The organism is Olivibacter sp. SA151, from assembly GCF_054130995.1.
On record NZ_CP096391.1, the window covers coordinates 5,065,837 to 5,079,830 of the forward strand.

General features: G+C 43.7%; 13 protein-coding genes and 1 pseudogene. 6 read left to right on the forward strand and 8 right to left on the reverse strand.

The genetic code is table 11. The features are described 5' to 3' along the window. Positions 1-46: 46 nt before the first annotated feature. Positions 47-277 (forward strand): hypothetical protein, encoded by a 231-nt coding sequence (locus M1D52_RS20745; protein WP_149105289.1) that lies wholly within the window; start codon positions 47-49, stop codon positions 275-277. Between the two features lie 66 nt (positions 278-343). Here M1D52_RS20745 and M1D52_RS20750 read toward each other — a convergent pair whose 3' ends face one another. Beyond that, on the reverse strand, positions 344-544 hold the full coding sequence (locus M1D52_RS20750) for a hypothetical protein (RefSeq protein WP_437394540.1): 201 nt from the start codon (positions 542-544) through the stop codon (positions 344-346). A 177-nt stretch (positions 545-721) separates the two neighbouring features. Next, positions 722-1,195 (reverse strand): hypothetical protein, encoded by a 474-nt coding sequence (locus M1D52_RS20755; protein ID WP_437394541.1) that lies wholly within the window; start codon positions 1,193-1,195, stop codon positions 722-724. A 441-nt stretch (positions 1,196-1,636) separates the two neighbouring features. Here M1D52_RS20755 and M1D52_RS20760 point away from each other — a divergent pair, with 441 nt between their 5' ends. Together M1D52_RS20760 and M1D52_RS20765 are read left to right on the forward strand one after the other, a co-directional pair. Next, positions 1,637-1,825, forward strand: a complete 189-nt coding sequence (locus M1D52_RS20760; RefSeq protein ID WP_149105288.1) for a hypothetical protein — start codon at positions 1,637-1,639, stop codon at positions 1,823-1,825. 119 nt (positions 1,826-1,944) lie between these two features. Next, entirely contained in the window at positions 1,945-2,220 is a 276-nt protein-coding gene (locus tag M1D52_RS20765) for a hypothetical protein (RefSeq protein ID WP_437394542.1), read from the forward strand. A gap of 86 nt (positions 2,221-2,306) precedes the next feature. Here the strand turns inward: M1D52_RS20765 and M1D52_RS20770 are convergent, their stop codons facing one another. Together M1D52_RS20770 and M1D52_RS20775 are read right to left on the reverse strand one after the other, a co-directional pair. Continuing rightward, entirely contained in the window at positions 2,307-3,368 is a 1,062-nt protein-coding gene (locus M1D52_RS20770) for a PAS domain-containing sensor histidine kinase (protein WP_437394543.1), read from the reverse strand. A 192-nt stretch (positions 3,369-3,560) separates the two neighbouring features. Next, positions 3,561-3,631, reverse strand: a pseudogene (locus M1D52_RS20775). A 191-nt stretch (positions 3,632-3,822) separates the two neighbouring features. Between M1D52_RS20775 and M1D52_RS20780 the strand changes: the two are divergent. The 3 genes from M1D52_RS20780 to M1D52_RS20790 all read left to right on the forward strand — a co-directional run bounded on the left by M1D52_RS20780 (position 3,823) and on the right by M1D52_RS20790 (position 6,386). Beyond that, the gene (locus tag M1D52_RS20780; RefSeq protein WP_437394544.1) at positions 3,823-3,945 is read left to right on the forward strand and encodes a hypothetical protein; all 123 of its coding nucleotides are present in this window, start codon (positions 3,823-3,825) and stop codon (positions 3,943-3,945) included. Between the two features lie 376 nt (positions 3,946-4,321). Beyond that, positions 4,322-5,641, forward strand: a complete 1,320-nt coding sequence (locus M1D52_RS20785) for a DUF389 domain-containing protein (RefSeq protein ID WP_437394545.1) — start codon at positions 4,322-4,324, stop codon at positions 5,639-5,641. Positions 5,642-5,942: 301 nt separating this feature from the next. Next, positions 5,943-6,386: a pyridoxamine 5'-phosphate oxidase family protein gene (locus tag M1D52_RS20790; protein ID WP_437394546.1), complete on the forward strand. Its 444-nt coding sequence runs from the start codon at positions 5,943-5,945 to the stop codon at positions 6,384-6,386. A gap of 22 nt (positions 6,387-6,408) precedes the next feature. Here the strand turns inward: M1D52_RS20790 and M1D52_RS20795 are convergent, their stop codons facing one another. From M1D52_RS20795 to M1D52_RS20810, 4 genes are read right to left on the reverse strand one after another with little or no spacing between them, the layout of a single operon-like run. Next, the gene (locus M1D52_RS20795; protein ID WP_437394547.1) at positions 6,409-10,449 is read right to left on the reverse strand and encodes a cobaltochelatase subunit CobN; all 4,041 of its coding nucleotides are present in this window, start codon (positions 10,447-10,449) and stop codon (positions 6,409-6,411) included. Next, positions 10,412-10,756 (reverse strand): DUF2149 domain-containing protein, encoded by a 345-nt coding sequence (locus M1D52_RS20800; RefSeq protein WP_437394548.1) that lies wholly within the window; start codon positions 10,754-10,756, stop codon positions 10,412-10,414. Before M1D52_RS20800 ends, M1D52_RS20795 begins: the two co-directional genes overlap by 38 nt. 1 nt (position 10,757) lies before the next feature. Then, the gene (locus M1D52_RS20805) at positions 10,758-11,351 is read right to left on the reverse strand and encodes a MotA/TolQ/ExbB proton channel family protein (protein WP_437394549.1); all 594 of its coding nucleotides are present in this window, start codon (positions 11,349-11,351) and stop codon (positions 10,758-10,760) included. An 18-nt stretch (positions 11,352-11,369) separates the two neighbouring features. Next, entirely contained in the window at positions 11,370-13,697 is a 2,328-nt protein-coding gene (locus tag M1D52_RS20810; protein WP_437394550.1) for a TonB-dependent receptor, read from the reverse strand. Positions 13,698-13,994: the final 297 nt, after the last annotated feature.

The following is a 13,994-nucleotide window of genomic DNA, read 5'->3' on the forward strand; positions in this document are numbered from 1 at the left end:
CTTAACATGTACTTGTAGCCAAGTTAAGCCGACAAATAGAAAAACAATGATGAATCACAAAAATTTTAAAAAAAAACTGATTGGTGGATTGCTGATTATCTCTTCAACGGTAATGATTTACGCATGTGGATGCGATAGTCAATCGCCCGACGATGTCCAGGAACAGTTTGATGCCGATACCATAGACGCACCAAAGGAGCAGGACTCCACGCTCAGTGAAAAAATGTATCCGATGCAAACCGACAGTGTTGCCGAAAAGGATGCAAGTAAACCGTAAGGCCGTATACCCTTTCTGCCGGGGCACATAGCAGTAAGAACAACCATTGGAATGCGATGGTGCTACCTAGTTTGAACTTCGGGCATTGGGACGCGCCTGCAGTGCTTTTTTGGTGCCGAGTATCAGCACATTCTTTTTATTCCATAACCAGTCTTCTACCGCTCCTTCGAAACCAAAAAGCTCTGGTATAGCTTGGTGGGAGGCCACTTGAATCCGCTCTGCATCAGGGAACCGCTCGAGTATTTCGCGTCCTCTCGGATATGCCATAACCTTTGGCTCGTGGTATATTCTGCTGATTGATAGCAACTGACAGATTTTATTATCCTCTAGCATGAATTAGTTCCCTTCGAATTAAATTCGGATATAGTTTGGCAAACAAATCGACTTATCCGAAAATGAACTGATATTCGGCTCCCTTCGATACGAGATCAACTCAACAGTTAATTATTTAGATTCCTCATTTCCGATAGATTGTTGTATCTTTTCGTTTTTATAATTTCTACTGGTTAATGCCACGCCCATACTGAAAACTACATGAGCCAATAGCAGATGTCCATAATACCGGTTAAACGGAATCGGAGGCGGATTTGGATGAAACTTGAATACCGCTTTCCAAATTAATATTCCCGACAAACCACTAAGTACACCGGCAATTAAACCTTGCTTTATACCGGGATTGGTTTTTGTCTGTTTCCATATTTGCTGGAAAACGAAGGCCATACTGCAGCCCATGGCGAAATGCATTGTCCAGCCACTTATACGAGCGAGTTCTTTTTCTTTTGTTAATTTTTCGACCATTTCAGCCAAAAGAGCTGGTTCCTCAAATTTCTCGCCCTTTGACGCCGCTACCATATAGCTAAATAGTGTCATCAACGTTGTTCCAACGGTACCTGCAACTATGGGATGATGTTTTTCCATAATATGTGATATTATTTTCAACTGACTATATAACATTAACAAGAACACCTTGTTATAGTTTGACTACCGATCGCAAATGGATCTTTAATCTCTACGTATCAACTTAGCGCATCTAAACATATGCAAATGAGTGAACATCAATTATCCTTACTTATAAAAAGTATAAAAGACTTTTGAAACTTGAAACAGACGGTTTGAAAATAGTACTTTACCAAACATTTATTGAAGATCTGCAAACATTGTTGCGATTATGAGGTTTGGCAACTAATCTAAAACCTTCTTGTGTTTGCATTGTTGTTGCAATAGTTGTTTACACAAAAGTTTTAGTTTACAAGTTGTTCATAGTAAGAGCAAAGCCCCTATGGCGGGACTTTGCTTTTTTAGCCTCCGCAAACACTAAGAAGTTTAAATCGTTATTTATAGGTATCAGACATATAACAGATGGAACAGGATAAAACGAATAGTTCAAAAACGACAATGGAAACAAATTATGCCAAGCATGAAGATAATCCAGGATTACCGAAAGTGGCTCTTGACGAAAAGGATGACAAAAAAGTTGGCTTTACGATCCACTGGTCGATTATTGTTGCCGTAATTGCGCTGGCAATAGCCTATTTTTTCTTTAGGTAGTAAGAGAACAGATTTTTATACTATGGCGACATCAATTAGCCTTATTGAACAAAAGGAGCGCTGTACTTATTCGATAAAATAACCGCGCACACTTTAAAGTGTAGGGAATAAGCCCCCTGATGAAGAGCTTTGGGACCAATAATCCGTTACTATCGTTTGAAGCAAGGAATAATCCAACGAACATTTATTTTTATATTTTTAATAGGCATATGAAATCGGATAAGAAAAAAGAAGTAGCTACTGAACCGGCGGCTACTCCGCGGCAAAAGGAAAAGTTTGAAAAAGAAAAAGCCAAACAGATCGATACAGACGAACCGCAGTTTGATCCGGACTCTGATAGAGATACGACGGGAAAAAGTGAAGTCTTAAGAGAAAAGAAAGTACAAAAAAACTAGAACAGCCAAACTGAAAGTAGTGTATTAGGTGAAGTAATTTCGGATTCAAACCACACTGAGGTCTCTTATGCAGTCATTGCTAGCACCTATTTCGGCAACTGTATATAAAAAGTAGTGCCTTGGCCTTCTTCACTTTCGAAGGTTATAGTGCCTCCATGCCATTCGATAATCGTTTTAATAATATACATGCCTAAACCTGTGGAGCTCTCGCCACTAAGACCTCTACGCCTTGCGGGGCTGAACTTATCAAATAAAGTTGCATGATATTGTTTAGGGATGCCTATTCCGGTATCGGCAATGGTTATGTAAATAGTTGTATCGCTTTCGTCAAGTGAGATTGTAATGCTGTCGTCCGCTCTCGTAAATTTAAGGGCATTAGACAGGAGATTGTTTATTACTTGTGGCAACTTCGCTTCATCAATCTCGGCGTAAATGGATTTCTTATTACAATGAAAGCGTATTGACCGATTCAATTCTACTTGCATTCCGGCATACTCCTCTATCATACGCTGAACTAACTGTACCACGTCCGCCCTTCTTTTCAGTAATCTAATTTCTGCAGTCTCTAAAAATTCCATATCCAAAAAATCGCGTATCAGGTGTAAGCACTCTCTGCTTGCCCTGTCGATTATCGATAAAAATTTTTTGATTTTGGCATTATTGGGATCTACTTCCCGATTCAAAAGCTCCGTGATATTTGTTATAAGTCCAATGGGACCGGCGAGATCATGCGACATGATACCCAAAATAGCATTTTTTTTATCGTTGTGTCTATTTAGGTTTTCATTATGTTCTTTATAAAGGCTGATGTCTTCTGCGTGTCCTACCAGCAGTTGATTGTCGTCATCACGTACTAAATGCGGTTCAATTCGGAACCAATATTTTTTTTCATTCAAAAAAATTCGACATTCCAGACTGTGAACTACCTGACCGTTTAAGCAATCGAGCAATTTCTCTTTTACATATTGCCTATCTTCATAATGAACTTTCTCAAACAGAAAAGCAAGATCTAAGTTGTCGCTCGATCGTCCAAAAAAAGATTCGAAAGCAGGATTAACATAAGTAAACCTGTTTGTTTTGCAATCATACGAGAAGAAGAGCAACTTAGAACTTTCTGTTAACGAGGTGATGGGCCGCAGTATAGTCATAAAAGAAAATAATTTTTTACTGCTATTAATCTACAGACCAATAAGTAGTTTTAAACAGTTTCATCGTCCGTCGTGTTGTCATGCGTAAGAACAGCCGGCAACTCTAACTAATGTTATCAAACGTTGATCAAGAGAAAAAGTTTGTGTCGAGATGCTATTTTTACAAATAAAACCTACATCTATGTGGTACTGAGGTCGGAAGTGGATTCGAACCACTGTGAGATCTCTTGCGGAGCTCTGCCTAACCGCTCAGCCATCCGACCTGTTTTGTGGAAGCAAATCTAAGAATGTTCAGCTAATTTGCACTACCCAATTCCTGCCCGGAATTTGCACAAATTGCGTTGCTCATTTCGAAGGAAATTGATGCTATTTTAAATGTAGCTAAAAAAATCCCAGAAAGGTTATGCATTTTTCATCTTAAGACACTAGTTTCGTGACATCCAAACATATCCAAATGAATAAACATCAATTATCCTTACTGATCAAGAAGTACCAAAGACTTATCGAGCTTGAGAAAAACAGTTTGAAGAAAGCACTGTACCAAACATTTATTGAAGATTTGCAAACATTAGCATGATTACCGTGTTGTTAAAGCAGTTGTATACATTAAAAGTTATAGTTTTACAAGTTGTTTTAGTAATAGCAAAACCCCTGATTCAAAAGGGGTTTTGTTTTTTACAGCAGGCACATCCGCTGGTGGAGTACTGCCTTTATAACACTGTTTGATCACACACCACTTGATGGTGCCGCTTATTTTATCCTTCATCACATCTCCATAAACCGTCGATACGGGTTACCACATCCAATGAGAATTTCTGGATCATGCAAGAACAGTTAATCATTAATTGCAAAGAAGCGTTGGATGCGGCAGGTATCTCGGCTAAACTGAGATCTATGAAGTAAAAGATAATTACTATTTTAGAAGCGCCTTCCGAAAAAGAAAGGAGCCTTATATGGATGTTTATAAACTGATCGAAAAATTTAATATATCATCAGAGCGTGAGGAATATGGTTTAATACACGAAACGGTAGAAAAGGGAATTTACTTCAAAGGAACGAATCTTTGGATTCTGATTTTTGCCATTGTTATCGCCTGTGTTGGACTAAATGTGAATTCAATTGCGGTAATTATCGGCGCCATGTTGATTTCTCCATTGATGGGTCCTATTTTGGGAATGGGATATAGTTTAGCTACCTATGATTTCAAATTGTTTCGAAAGGCGCTTGCTAATTTCGGCTTCGCCGTAGGTGCTAGCCTTGCGACCTCTACATTGTACTTTTTACTTACCCCGCTGAGCGAAGCGCACTCTGAATTACTAGCACGCACGCAACCAAATATATATGATGTTATCATTGCTATGGTAGGTGGTCTAGCAGGTATCGTAGCGGTCTCCAGTAAGCAAAAAGGAAATGTGATTCCGGGAGCTGCCATCGCAACTGCTTTGATGCCCCCACTATGCACTGCGGGCTATGGTTTATCGACTGCTAATTGGTCATACTTTTTTGGAGCCTTTTACTTATTTACTATAAACACGGTGTTCATTGCGGCGGCAACCTTGGTAACTGTGCGTTTTTTGAAATATCCAATATGGCATCAAACCGAAGAAGGCCTTAAGCAACGCGCAAATATGTGGGTCAGCATTATTGTGACAATAACCATGATACCAAGTATATACTTCGGCTATGTGCTTGTCAAACGGGAAAGGTTTAAACAAGAAGCAACTCGTTTCATAAAAAACGAAACTTATATCGAAGGAGATTATCTCTTAAAATCCGACATCGATCCCTTACAGAAGACGATCCATTTAACTTATGGCGGAAAGCTGATACCCGAACCCGCAAAGAAAAAGCTACAGCAAAAGTTAAAAAACTATCCATTGATGGATGCAAAAATCTCCATTCAACAAGGCTTTTCTTTTGCCGACGCGAATAATGATCTGCTTGAGCTGACGCAGCAGCAAGCGGAAATAAATCGCCTACGTTCCGAATTATCACTCAATCTAAAGCGCCAAGATAGCGTACAACAGCGAAGCCGATTAGCGCAGCAACTCTTAAGCGAGTTGAAACCCATGTTTCCGGAAGTGCAGGCATGTGCTACTGCTGAACAGGTCTTCTACAACGATTCCTTGAAGGTGCAACGCTACCATTCGTTGACACTTCAAAGCAGCGATATCAAAAAAACGCTGGCCAGCAAAGAACGTATCGCAACTTGGTTCAGGCATCGCTTGCAACAAGACTCCATTCGGGTATACATCGAAAGGACCTTTATGTAACTTCCGAGCCCTATCAAATACCTAATTCTTAGAGCTCAAATGTTTAGCGGAATGGCGAAGCAGGTTCTAAACAAAAGTGCTATCCGTGCTGTTAAAGACTATATGGCCTGGAACAACAAAAAACTGAACAGATGTAGCAGATCCAAAAACTATAAATTGTAGACATTTTAAGTGTAACCAACAAGGCGTTTAATAAGAGGCCTTGTTGGTTTTCGAAATATCAGCCACAGGAACGCCAGCTATCTGAAAATCTGCTACTTTTAAAAATTAAACGTTTTATGCAATTAGTGAAAGATGCATCATGCTTGGAGAATTAAATAAGAAAGAAATAGTCGATTTATTGAAAAGCCAATCCATCGGCCGGCTTGGATGCCACGCAAATGGCGAAACTTATATAGTGCCAATCAACTATGTATACCAAAATAATGCGATATATGCTCATTCCGGTGAAGGTAAAAAAATAGAAATGCTACGGAAAAATCCACGGGTCTGTTTTCAGGTTGATGAAGTTGAAAGCATGTTCAAGTGGAAAAGTGCTATTCTTTGGGGAACCTTTGAAGAACTGAAAGACATGGAGCGTCAACAGGCCATGCAAGGCCTCATTCTACGTATTATGCCCAACACCAATGATCCGGGACGGGACCCTTCTCACGCGATAAGTCCTGAGCTTCGGAATAGCTTGATCGTTTATCGAATAAATATAGAAGAAGGAACCGGACGCTTTGAATCTCATGAGGAGCAATAGGGTGGATAAAAGAAAATATCGATTAGTACCTTTTGCCAAACCAAAATCCGAAGCCAATCAACAAGGCAATGACGCTTATCAACAAACCATCATAAGATGCTGATGAAACGTGTTGTGCTTTCTGATTCTTATCGGTCGCTTGTCGACTCGATTCCTCCATTTTATAACCTTTAACTGTGGTCGACTTTCCAGCTTCTTTCCCTGTGACGACTTTTTGTCCTGTTGTCCCGGGATTTATGTACTGCCCCTCTGATCTTGTTTGCCTCTTAGAAGTTTTTTGACTTCCTACCATCCTCTTCGCGGTTATATTCTTTTTTACAGGCGTAGATGAACTCCTATGGATTTTACCCAACCGTGCTATCAGGTTATTGACCCGTTCTTTGTTTTCTCCACTATTAGCCCCTTGCTTTACAAAATCTACCAAAGTCTCATTTCCACACACATTGTCGGCGCAGGAAAGCCCTGTTTCTTCAGTAGTTTTCAGGTATTCGGTTACCAGCTGCTGCAAACGCTGTTCGTCGGGTTTCCAATAGTTTTTCCTGACCACTTCCAGCATGCGGGCCAGCATCGTCTGGTAAGCATAAGTGTTACCGGCTTTTGCAAACCGCTCTTTAACATCCAGACCGTACTGATCATTGACATAAGTATCCATCCAATCCTCCCATTTCTGTGCGTCGATCGCGTCCGGCGTTGTGACCTGCCATCCCCACATATTATCCGCTACCTGGCCGATCATCCGTGCTCCGGCATATCCTTCATCCAGCATTTTTTCAATCCATTTGGGATTAAGGTAACGGGTATTCATCTCCCTTCCGATAAATTTGTTTAGCGATTCCTGCCGGGTGCTTCCGGGATCAGCCAGATTCGTAATCATCACATCGGGCGATGCTCCATCAACATGACGTACGGCCATCGCCATCCCACCTAATGCCTGAAAGAAATCGTCGTTATCCAGCGCGCCGTAAACATTGGTAGAGCGGCTATGAACAACCGCCTTCGTGCCGGATAAGGCACTTTTAAAAAGCGATACCGCTAGGTCCTTTGCTGTTTCCGGGAGTTCCCCATCCGGTATGTTTCCCCAAAGGCCCTGCCCATATAAATGTCCCATCCGGTTAAAGTAAACGGCCCCAACCTCCTGGTCTTTTTTCCACTTATCGGAGGCCTGAACCACATCGTTCAAGCCGTTTCCGTAACTTCCGCTCTCCGTGCTGAACAGGCGTACACTAGCCAGCTGACGGGCGAGGGTAGTGTCTTTGAGTCCGGAAGACAACAGCTTGTCCACACTTTGGTCAATATGTTCCCGCAAATAGTTAGCACCATCTTGCTTATAAGCCAAAGAAACCGCTTTATCTAACAACCGCATCAGATTGGGAAATAGGTCGCGATACAAGCCAGACGGCGTGATGACCACATCGATACGCGGTCGCCCAAGCGCAGTATCTGCAATTGCTTCTACTCCTTTCAACCGCCCAAAGCCATCATAAGTAGGTTTTATCCCCAATAAACTCAATATCTGAGATTCCATAATACCTTCATGGCGGATGGTTTCCACCGACCATAGGTTAAATCCCACCTTATCCGGATACTGCCCATCGTGTCTGCCACGGTAATCAGCGATCAACTGATTAGCAAGCTTCTCCCCTTCCCGATAGGTGTCTATGGTAGGGATACGGTCGGGATCAAAGGAATAAAAATTCTTTCCTGTAGGCAATGCCGAAGGATTCCGGATGGGGTCATTACCTGAACCCGCTTCTATATACTTTCCGTTAAGGGCTGTCATCAGTGCATCCAGCTCTCGTGGTCCACTGATCATAATGCGCTGGTAAACATCCATGAGTAGCACGGCAAGGGAATCCTTGGGTATCCCTTGCATCCGCCCAACGATAGCTTCCGCCGTTTTCATCGCCATCACCGAATCCGGTGATTGCCCAAAGGTATGCATTCCCATTGGGCTAAGCGTCTCCTGGATTTCCTGCAGGTAATGTTCCAGTCTTTGTACATCTTCTGCTTTAATGTCGCCATCAATACCTAGATCCTTCCCTATATTTGCCTCCCTGGCCAGCCGATTGATTGTGCGCAGGTGAACAGCCGCGAGTGCTTCACTTTTGCCGGAAGCCACATCATAATCGTTGATGGTTCCCGCAAGTTCACGCAACTGGGGTCTTAAGGTGGCCTGATCAAAGGGCGGCGTTAAATGATCAATAATCACGGCCATTCCACGCCTTTTGGCCTGTGTTCCTTCCCCTACATTGTCCATAATGTAGGGATAGATGTTAACCAGGTTACCCATCAGCGCTTCCGGAGCATCGTCATCATCAAACCCTACTTCACGTCCCGAAAGCCATTCCTGTGTTCCATGTGTTCCCAGATGGATGACCGCATCGGCGGGCATACCTTTTTGTAGGTACAGATAAAAGGCAACGTATTGGTGATGTGGAGGAAGCGAAACATCGTGGTACAAGGCCTGAGCGTCTTCGTCCCAACCCCTGGCCGGTTGGGGCATCAGGTTAATATTGCCGTAGGCGATTCGAGGCAAAACAAAATAAATCTTTCCTTCCGGATCACGCCAGGTCATGATCTTTGAATCTTCCGGTTCACCCCACTTTTTTATTACCTGCTTTTGGAAAGCAGGATGCAACTGTCCGAACCATTTTTTATAGGTCTCCACCGGAACCAGTACGGGATGCGTTTCCTGCACTAACCGATCCAGTTCCGCCGGTGCCCAAGTACCGATATTACGGCCTCCGTTCATGACGTCATCAAATACGGTAATGGGATCAGGAGTTTGACCACCAAGATCATATTTCGCTTCACCCATACGTTTTAAAATGGCCGTAAGGCTCTTGGGCAGCACATTCAGGTAACTGGCACCAATATTATTTTTACCCGGATGCCCGTTATAATAAATCAGCGCAATTTTTTTATCCCGGTTGGGCAGGCTTTGCAATCTTGACCACGCTTTTACACGCCCCACCAATCTTCGTACACGGCTTTCAGGCGCGTATTTGACGCGGTATCCAGCCGCATCGGCGGATGCTACAGATTCGGTGGTTGCCGCTATTATCGGCTGTATCTGACCGCTTAGTTCCTGACGGGCAAGCGATAAGGCACGCGCCGCAAGTGGTATCCCCAAGGAGGAGGCATGCCAAGCTGCTGTATCGTCACTGATTGTGATGGCATTGATTACCGGTACACCCATACGGGAAAATGCCGCCTGAAGCCGTTCGTTGGACGCTCCCGGCAAAGAAGAAAAATTCAACAGGGCCGATAAACGAGAGCCTCCGTCGGCATCCAAACAATGATCTTCGATTGCCTGATCAAGTGGATGGCCATAAAAGGGCATCACATCGAAACCAGCCGTATCTAAGGCATCCGCATAAGACTTCATATACTCCCACTGACGGGTAACTGCTTCGTAACGGAACATATACAAACCTACCAACGGGCGCTCCCCCAGTCTTTCGGCTTGGGCATATCGTTCAAAGCTTGCGTATACCTCCCCACTCCGAAGAGAAACGATGCCATTTTCCGGAAAAGGGACAACCGGCTTTACCGGATAGGTCGATTCCAAATGTCTATTCAACAGCATTAGTATCATATTGGCCAGATTATCCGGACTGGGATGTTCGAAATAAGCAGCCACTTCCGGGTCGAAGCGAATGCCCTGCTTGCCATAACTATCCGCTTCCGGCGTGTTACCAAGCGCATATACATGTCCGCCACGTTTAACGATGCGCTGTAGCTCCGCAGAAAAACGCTGTAGTACGACCGGGGTATGCACATAGCAGACGGCTAGATCTGCACCTCCCACATCCGCTGCGGCTTTTCCGTCAATGGCTGTTGATACCAGATAAGCATCGGTGAAGCCAGGAAGCTTGTGCAGTTGGGCAATTGCCTCGGCAACAGGTTTACTATAATTTTCGGAAACCAGTATCACTATCTTTTTTGGTACAGGCGCACAAAAAGCCTCCAACGCAAAGCACAGAACAAGCTGACTCCATAATACGATACGAATAAATACTGTTTTACTGAACATTTTCCGGTACATAAATAATCTGTCCATCTTCCAATTGATAGGCCGTACCTAAGCGTTCGCCGTGGCCGGCAGCTTCTTCCTGCGAAAGTTTCTTAACTTTGATTTCTCTTCCCTTCTTGGAGATGATTTCCATCTGACCCTGTGCGTTTTTCTTTGTTAAGGTTACCTCCGTATTGGGATCGAATAATTCCAGCATGTTAAGCGCCGTCATCAACGCGACTATCATGGCGACAATAAGCACAACACTGATATCGAAAAGGTTGGCAATTCCGCTTATGGGGTCGTCGAGAGGTGTCTGATCCTCCCTATCATGGTGTACTCTTAGTAATTTCATGCTAAAGCGATTGATTGTAAACGAGGGAAGAATCGGTTTCTGCTTGCTTTAAACCGGCAAGCCTTAAACGGGTTTCTGCTTCTACTTCGCAGGTCAGAAAATCTGCATGCAGCCATTTTTCCCATTTCAAGCTGATCAGGTAGGCCACCGTTCCACAAACCAGTCCGATAATGGTAGAGGTAAAAGCGGTCAGCATATTACCTGACATGGCGGCCATATCGCCACTGGACAAGGAAGACAGTGCCTTACCCATGGGAATCAGCGTACCGACCAAGCCGATGGATGGCCCCGTTTTGATCAAAAAACGAATATTGTCTAAACGGTTGTTCTGCCTTTTTTCCCAGGAGCGAACCAGTTCCGTCAACCGAATATCCGGATAGGGGCTTTCTGCTAGTAAAGCGGTTATTTCGCCTTCATGCTGAGCGAAAAATGTATGAACAGCTTCCCTGGGTTTTCGTATGCGCATCAACCAGGTGCGAAAAAAGGCCCCCATACTGATCAGTGTCCAGACGACCATGGCAAAAAGTGCAAATAGAATCGGGGCATGCAAAAGCTCTGTGAGCTGAAAGAGAAAACGATCAATAAATTCGGTCATTTTTTTTAGTTTTTTGTTTTACAATTGATAAGATATTCCCGCAAAAACACTCCTTCCCGGCGCATAGTAATAACTGGTCGGGGAGGTATAGCTTCCGTAATAGCGTTTATCGAACAGGTTAGTCACATTAACGTTCAATGTCAATGGGCCGATGGCCTTGCCGAACCTGATGTCGAAAACTGTCACTGCAGGCATGGTTTTTTCCGGTGTGTTTTCCAGATCGCCGTAGTAAGCTCCCGTATGCCGGCCCCAAAGGCTCAGATGAAATAGTTTCGTGCGATCAAATATGAGCGCCCCACTCACATTGTGGGATGGGTTATCGCTCATATTATTCCCTTCATATTCCGGATTGGTCTCGTACCGTTTTATCTCTGAGGAATTATAAAAGTAGCTTGCCTGTACCGAGAAGTCTGAAGTTAAGCGGTAACGGGCAAAGCTTTCCGCCCCCCATAGATTCACTTTTCCAATGTTGATATACTGCCGTACCGGCAGTCCCTTAACATCCAGGTAGGCAGGCACTTCGTTCGCATCGATTAGCACTGCTGCAAGAAAATCACTGTATTGGGAAGTATAAAGTGTACCGGAAAGCTCCAATTTGTCTGATAGTTGGAAATCCGCACCAATATCATAGGAATACCGCATCCGCTCGGGTTTCAAGCGCGGGTTCCCCAAACGGAATGACGAGCCCAAGGGGGCGGCATTGTACATATAGAAACTGCTTGGCGCTCGGAATCCGGTAGCGTACACCGCTCTTATACGCAGGTTACGTAGTAGGTCATAACTGATTCCTACTTTGGGATTGACGATGTCGGAACTAGCGTTATCGTACGTGATGGCAATATCATTGCCAGACATATTATCAAAGAACTTTCCATTTCGGTTAGCCCAATGGTCATACCTTAGTCCTATGTTAGCATGGAGGCGATCTGTAATATCCAAATCGTCATTAACGAAGAAAGAAACGAAATCCTGTCTGCCGGTAAAATCCTGAATACCTTGTTCGTAGTAATATTTACGGGATACTACTTCGGTAAATCGGATGTCCGCTCCCACCGTAACCACATTTGCTCCCCAAGTGCGATGTACTTTAGCGATCAGTCCGTAGGTGTCCAACGGTACCCGTGAATCGTAATAGCGCTCATCAAAAGCATTGCTTTCCTGATTCCATTTAATGGCGTTCGACTCACGATCCTGCACATTATAGTAGACAAGTACATCCGGAGCGTATAGGGCTGCCGGATTGGTATAACGTAGCTGGTAATTTCCCGCAGCACTACAATCGTCGTAAATGGTAGTTGTACCCGATAAAGGCTGTTGCAGATTGTAATCCGCTATGGCCGTAAGGGTTCCTGTAGACGGGAAATGATAAGCTACTTTGGCATTCACATTGAGCAGTTTCATGCTCGGCTTTACATAATAATTCTTCCAGAGGCTGTCGGCCATATAAGCATAACCATCCGTTTTCTTGTATTCCGCAAATACTATTGCCCCCCACCGATCGGAAAACTGCTTGCCTGCCTTTACACTTGCCTGATAGGTATTCATCGAACCGTAGCGAAAATCTGCGCCAAGGGTAGGCTTATCCGAAGGGCTTTGCGTAACGAGATTGATGGTACCTCCCATGGAATTAGAACCGTAAATCGAAGAGCCTGGCCCCCTTACCACTTCTATGCGTTCAATGCTATTACCTGCCAGGCTATTCCATTCAGAGACGCCTCCTGTATAGGAATCGTTGATGGGCACCCCATCTTTCAGTATCAGGGTTCTATTTGCCGATCCGGTTCCACGCATGATGACACCGGTATGCGTTCCGGTAGTTGTTAAACCCCGAGAGCGGTCGACTGAAACACCTGGTAAATAAGCTAGTGCCTCATCTAACGTTTGGATCTGTCGAAGTTCCGGGGCTCCCTTTTGTAAAACAGAAACACTGGATGCAATTTTTCTAAGCTCAATTGGCTTGGCAGAGGCCGTGACCGAAATAAGGTCCAACATATTGACTTTGGGTTGAAGAACCCAATGATAAGAGAATGCGGAAATGGAATCCACATCAACCTCCACAGATTTATAGTTGATATGTCGTAAGGTAAAGAATTTGATCTGCGACCGGGAGATAGCAAAGTTACCGCTGCTGTCGGAAGACGCGACGGTCCCCTTTGCACGAATTTCGATCGTAACACCGGCGATTGGTTTATTTGCGGAATCGGTCACTAATCCGTTCAGGTCTGAAGGTTTGGCATTTTGAGCAGATACAGGTAGATGAAAAACAACTAATAGAAAAAAAATAACAACGGATAAGAATTGTGTAAACCGTTTGGAACAGTTTGTAAAACATTCAGAATACTTCATGAAAATCAGCTATAATGTGTCGTAAATATCGGACGGATATAATTATGCAACTATGTGTATTTAAAAACGAATTAAAGGCATGAATAGGAAGCAATTGCTTTAACGATCGATCATAGCGAGCACTTACAAACCATTATGATTCGCACCTCGGCCTACCAAACCTCGACCTACCAAACCTCGGCGACCGACGATTGAAAGTATGCCAGCTATTTCTCCGGCTTCTATTAATTTGATTTTATGTAAATCAAGGCGTCAAGACGATGCCTAGATGAATGGTTTAATCAATATGTATGAAAA

Excerpts from the sequence above, each read along its gene's own strand:
- M1D52_RS20795 (WP_437394547.1), bottom strand. The coding sequence starts at position 10,449 with ATGGACAGATTATTTATGTACCGGAAAATGTTCAGTAAAACAGTATTT.
- M1D52_RS20790 (WP_437394546.1), top strand. The coding sequence starts at position 5,943 with ATGCTTGGAGAATTAAATAAGAAAGAAATAGTCGATTTATTGAAAAGC.
- M1D52_RS20770 (WP_437394543.1), bottom strand. The coding sequence starts at position 3,368 with ATGACTATACTGCGGCCCATCACCTCGTTAACAGAAAGTTCTAAGTTG.
- M1D52_RS20785 (WP_437394545.1), top strand. The coding sequence starts at position 4,322 with ATGGATGTTTATAAACTGATCGAAAAATTTAATATATCATCAGAGCGT.
- M1D52_RS20750 (WP_437394540.1), bottom strand. The coding sequence starts at position 544 with ATGGCATATCCGAGAGGACGCGAAATACTCGAGCGGTTCCCTGATGCA.
- M1D52_RS20800 (WP_437394548.1), bottom strand. The coding sequence starts at position 10,756 with ATGAAATTACTAAGAGTACACCATGATAGGGAGGATCAGACACCTCTC.
- M1D52_RS20745 (WP_149105289.1), top strand. The coding sequence starts at position 47 with ATGATGAATCACAAAAATTTTAAAAAAAAACTGATTGGTGGATTGCTG.
- M1D52_RS20810 (WP_437394550.1), bottom strand. The coding sequence starts at position 13,697 with ATGAAGTATTCTGAATGTTTTACAAACTGTTCCAAACGGTTTACACAA.
- M1D52_RS20765 (WP_437394542.1), top strand. The coding sequence starts at position 1,945 with ATGAAGAGCTTTGGGACCAATAATCCGTTACTATCGTTTGAAGCAAGG.
- M1D52_RS20755 (WP_437394541.1), bottom strand. The coding sequence starts at position 1,195 with ATGGAAAAACATCATCCCATAGTTGCAGGTACCGTTGGAACAACGTTG.
- M1D52_RS20805 (WP_437394549.1), bottom strand. The coding sequence starts at position 11,351 with ATGACCGAATTTATTGATCGTTTTCTCTTTCAGCTCACAGAGCTTTTG.
- M1D52_RS20760 (WP_149105288.1), top strand. The coding sequence starts at position 1,637 with ATGGAACAGGATAAAACGAATAGTTCAAAAACGACAATGGAAACAAAT.
- M1D52_RS20780 (WP_437394544.1), top strand. The coding sequence starts at position 3,823 with ATGAATAAACATCAATTATCCTTACTGATCAAGAAGTACCAAAGACTT.